This is a genomic window from Bacillus sp. AP50, assembly GCF_040492675.1.
GTDB classification, from domain to species: domain Bacteria; phylum Bacillota; class Bacilli; order Bacillales; family Bacillaceae_G; genus Bacillus_A; species Bacillus_A cereus.
In genome coordinates, this window is the sequence record NZ_JBEUTW010000549.1 from 1 (window position 1) to 4,787 (window position 4,787).

Below are 4,787 nucleotides of genomic sequence, written 5' to 3' on the forward strand. Positions count from 1 at the left end.
ATATTATTTGAAATTAGTTTTCCTATAGGCTGTGTATGAGCGGCATCTTTGTATAATTGAACTATAATATCTGTAGTTTCTTTTTCGCGAACATTACCTATTTTTAGTTGTTTTATTGGAATTTTCGAAGAAAAACTTCCAACAGTTGTATCATGTGCTACAGACTCTAGGTCTCTATCTGATAAAGCCGTATCTTAATACATGTTACTACAATTTCCTTCTGCCTCTAATTGCATGCCTACGGTTTTATTATTGGGCTTATATTCAGTTTGATCAGTATTTACCCTAGCTTTACAATTGTTACCTGCAGCTGTAACTTTATACCATCCTCCCGATGCAGCTTCAGCATTTCCTGATGTAATGAAAATACAACCAAACATAAAACTCAATCCCATTAAAACTTTCATATATTAGATGCCCTATTTAGTCATTCCTGGATCCCACTTTTACTAATAACCTTAACAAGTGGTTATTTGCATAATTAGACTATTGTATCCAAAATAAAAAAACACTATTCTTCCTTTATATTTCTACAGAGAGAAAGGCGTTTTTCTGGCAGATATTTCTCTAAACTTTTGAGAGAGATGTTAATGCAAGATTGTTATTCCCTATGTTCCTCTATCACCTTATAGTAATCAATTTTTTCTTCAATAAACATTATACTACTCGGAGTATACCGAGTGTATTTTTGTAAATAATAAGATTGTTAAATGTTAAATCAAGGAGGGTTTGTATGCAAGATCGTAAAAAATCTATAAAAAGTCCTGGTTCTGTTATGAAACCAGATTTTGCTGAAACAGATGCACAAAAAGTGAAACAAGAAATTCAAAATGATGTAAGAGCAGGACAAGGAGCAATGACTTCCCGAGAGGCAGGGGAAATGCGAGATTAAGAAAACACTCCTTATTGGTTTTTTCTTCTCTAGAACTTTAACCAGTAAGGAGTTATTCCCGAACTATTTTAGCTTTTTACGTTTTTCCTTTAGAAACATAATGCGTTTCGTTTGTAAATCATAGGTTAATCTTACATCGAATTTCTCTCCATTAAATCTATTTTTTTAAACTAAGATTATTTTCTTTCAGATAATGTATCGCATCTTTGTTCACCGATCTTAAATCTATACCTTGTTTCTCTGCTGCAAATGAACATCCACAATAACACTGACGGAAAACATCATATTCATTACACATTTCAATTGAACGTTGATATCCATTACTTTTTTTGAAATCACTTGGTAAATAACGCGAATCATAATTTTTTTGCACACCGATTCCAAGTTCATTTATTAATTGACTATTTTTATTTTTAGAAAGAGTAATGGCACTCCCAAAGTAATCAAAACCTTTTTCTTGTGCTACCTCAGCTGAACGATCCAATCTCATATCAAAACAAGCTGAACAACGAAGCCCGCCTTCTGGCTCTTCTGCCAAACCTTCTTCTTTTACCATTTTAAAAAATACATTTGAACGGTAGTCATCCTCAAGAAATCCTACTGTGTGCCCAGTACGATCATTGAACTTTTCTACAAAGATCTTTTGTTCATTAGAGCGTCGCATGTACTCACTTTTCGGATGAATATTCGAATTCGAGAAAAAAACCGTAATATCTGCATGTTCTGCAAGAAATTCCAATGAAGCAGTACTACAAGGAGCACAGCATGAATGAAGTAACACTTTTGGTCTTTCGTTCCTTGCTTCCCAATCATTAATCATTTTTCTTAATACTTTATCATAATTTATTTTCTGATTCTTCATTTTCTTTAAATACGTTTCTACATCTAACACTTCTTTCACAACTAAACCTCCTGTTTATTTTTATTTATTATATCACTTAAATTTATTAATAAAATATAGTAATGTATGTATTTACCGATCGTAAAACGGTTCTTATGACCTTTGGTGATGGCTAAAATAATATATGTATTCTATTACCTCTATTTCTAAAATAAATCCTTAATCCTTCTTTTTCATCACAAAATCTTTTGGATTACCTTTTAACTGGTAATACTTCACGTTAAGACGAATAACTACTACGATGATTACCAAAAATCCTATTATATATAACATTGTTCCTTGCTCCGTTTCTTATTGTTTAGCGAACTTATTCTGTAAATACTTCACATGTTTATTTTCAGTATCCTTATCAGTAATATTTGCTTGCAAAATAGTCTGGTAAATATGTTCGACCTCGTCTTTTGTTAATTTCACATCAATATAGGATTCGATACATTTCTTTAGATCGTTATAATATAGGACATGTTTATCTTTAGAATGAACATTTACTCTTTTTAGGCTGCATTTTGGATGAAACGCTACAATAGAAATACACGGCAGCTGTTGTTCGATCACCCATTCAATTGTTTTCATGTGCTTATAGTTTTGTCTAAATGGATTCTGAAAAGAGTGTTTCTTTCTAAAAATACCTTTTGTCCATCTTGCTGTCTTCTCACTTCCATAAATCCAGCCCTCGTAGTTCTTCGTTTCTATAACAAATATACCTGTTTCTGCGATAACAATATGGTCAATTTGAGTTGTATCACCATACTCTGTATGAACCGTCACATCATGTAACACCCAATACCTTTCGTGATCTAATTTTCTTAATATACGTTTTACCATCTTTTCTCCAGCTCTTCCTTTCCATTTTGGAGCATGTTTTTTTACCATAATGTTTATCGGTATCAGAAGCACAATTAGAATTAATTCAAATATTAATACTTTCATAATATACGTCCCCTTTTCACATTCTTGTGTTTCTACGCATTAAACGATATACATGGGTTTCTAATCCTAAAATATAATATGAGATACATAAACCTTTTATCACCATCTCTATGAATCCTAATGCTAATGAAACAATGAGTCCGCCCCGAAATTGAAACGGTCTTGTCACCCTCCGATTCACTGGTTTTTCAATCACTCCAAAATTAGCCCAGGTTGGCAAATGCTTTTCTACATTCTTTATAGTGCCCATTAATCCATATTTCAATGACAAAATGAAACATCCAATTAGTAAATATACAATAGAAGAAAAATAGATAGATAAGCCCATAACTATAATTGTGAGCAGCCAACCTATCAAGATAGAATTACGTAAAGCGGTATATTCTCGATTTCTTTTCAAAACAAGCACTCCTATCAAAATAAATTAAGTTATTATTAAATATGAGGTATGAATTTCTAATTTAAATATTATTCTAGTTTCTATCTTCCTCGTCTGTTTTGCAGGCACACCAGCTCTACTACAAGTTCTGTTCATTCTACAAATGGAAATCCTTTACAACAAAAAAACGATTAAAAATCGAACGAATTATCCCCTAAATCAGAGGAGATATTTGCAGAATACGAAAGGAAAAATCAGATGGGTAGATAAAAGGTACTGAATGAACATTCAGTACCTTTTGCATCTATATATATTTCTTTACATATTCGCAAATAACCATGGAGCCAGTACGGCTAACATACATAGTAAACAAGATCCCGTTATAACGCGATTAGACCAACGATAATACTCAGGTTGTTTTGTACTCTCATGAATTCTTCGTAAACGAATTCCTGCAATTAACATAAAGGGTGTAAAAATAAGTGCTGTTGCTTTAAACAGGTCTAAAAAATCCGTAAAAATGTTCATAAACGAAAATACATCCGAACTAAATAAGAAATATACACTTAATCTCATTGCCATCATACTAACGAACGAGAAAATCATACTCCCTGTTGCCCATTTCATCCATTGACCATTCTTTGTAATTAACGCCATAACCATGACAATAACACCTAATATGAAAGAGATAGAAAAGATATTTACCCCTACTTTAAAAGCTGGTGCATACATACCCTCAACTTTTTGTATAATTGATGACCCAAATGAATCGTCTTTCTCTGTCGTTTTTGTTCGATTGTTTAATCCTTCGTTAAAAGATGAAGAAACATCATTTCCTTTCAATTCATTAAAATCCACTTTTACAGATGCATGAGCTGTATGTAAAGGTATGAGTACTAGGATCATAAAAACAAATGTACATAAAACTCCAATCATCCCTTTTTCTCGCTTCACAACACATCACCCGCTAATTTTGGCTTAATGCTCTTTAATTTGATTTCATTTCCTCCTGCAATATAACGGAGATCTGCGGAATAATAGATATTGGCTTTTGTATATGCCCCCATAATCGCATTTGCAATTTCTTCTTTTTCTACTGCTACATATGTTTCATTTTCATTATAAAACTCTATTTCAATTCGATTAATATTATTATTTAATACTGTTATATGTAACTCTTTTAAGCTATTCAAACGATTTCCTAAACCACACACTAGCTTAAATACCTTACTCGCAAGTGTAGGTGGCTTAACATACGTCGTATTAAAATGAATCGTTTCATCATCTATAACACCATCTTCCTCAACTGCGCACGTCATAATGAAAGAATGATTTTGTTTTTCAATTTCTTGTTGATTTAACTTGCGATCAATGACATATTTCAGACTTGTTGATAGATTTTCTATATATTCATCCAGTTCAGTATTTGAAATTTTAACCTCTGAGAATTCTGGGGAAATCATGTAAGCGTGCATATTAGAACTACTTTTACTTACACGTAATACCTGTAGCTGTTTCTTTTCATAGCGCACCGTTTGTTCCAATTTTTTTACTACATTGTTGCTTATATGATCTATTATCATATTTCATCAGCCTCCAGTAATTTTAATAAAATAATTTTTACAATCTCATGTATATAAAGCATTGCAATATTTTGCTGAGGTCTCGAAACTCATATTTTATGA

At 32.1% G+C, this 4,787-nt stretch carries 7 protein-coding genes; 1 reads left to right on the plus strand and 6 read right to left on the minus strand.

Features of this window, described 5'->3' with window-relative positions; genetic code table 11:
• Positions 1-194: 194 nt before the first annotated feature.
• Positions 195-407: a hypothetical protein gene (locus ABWK52_RS26335; RefSeq protein WP_353772243.1), complete on the minus strand. Its 213-nt coding sequence runs from the start codon at positions 405-407 to the stop codon at positions 195-197.
• Positions 408-733: 326 nt separating this feature from the next.
• On the opposite strand from ABWK52_RS26335, the gene ABWK52_RS26340 reads away from it, so the two are divergent.
• Positions 734-892 (plus strand): hypothetical protein, encoded by a 159-nt coding sequence (locus tag ABWK52_RS26340; RefSeq protein ID WP_176520483.1) that lies wholly within the window; start codon positions 734-736, stop codon positions 890-892.
• 157 nt (positions 893-1,049) lie between these two features.
• On the opposite strand, the gene ABWK52_RS26345 is transcribed toward ABWK52_RS26340, so the two are convergent.
• From ABWK52_RS26345 to ABWK52_RS26370, 5 genes are all read right to left on the minus strand, one after another.
• Complete coding sequence (locus ABWK52_RS26345) at positions 1,050-1,784, minus strand: epoxyqueuosine reductase QueH (protein ID WP_031303436.1); 735 nt, start codon at positions 1,782-1,784, stop codon at positions 1,050-1,052.
• A gap of 300 nt (positions 1,785-2,084) precedes the next feature.
• Positions 2,085-2,723, minus strand: coding sequence for a nuclease-related domain-containing protein (locus tag ABWK52_RS26350; RefSeq protein WP_097862037.1), 639 nt, complete (start codon positions 2,721-2,723; stop codon positions 2,085-2,087).
• A gap of 16 nt (positions 2,724-2,739) precedes the next feature.
• Positions 2,740-3,123, minus strand: a complete 384-nt coding sequence (locus ABWK52_RS26355; protein WP_097797397.1) for a hypothetical protein — start codon at positions 3,121-3,123, stop codon at positions 2,740-2,742.
• Positions 3,124-3,420: 297 nt separating this feature from the next.
• On the minus strand, positions 3,421-4,056 hold the full coding sequence (locus ABWK52_RS26365; RefSeq protein WP_000817900.1) for a hypothetical protein: 636 nt from the start codon (positions 4,054-4,056) through the stop codon (positions 3,421-3,423).
• Positions 4,053-4,685, minus strand: coding sequence for a hypothetical protein (locus tag ABWK52_RS26370; RefSeq protein ID WP_353772244.1), 633 nt, complete (start codon positions 4,683-4,685; stop codon positions 4,053-4,055). Before ABWK52_RS26370 ends, ABWK52_RS26365 begins: the two co-directional genes overlap by 4 nt.
• Between the last annotated feature and the right edge of the window lie 102 nt (positions 4,686-4,787).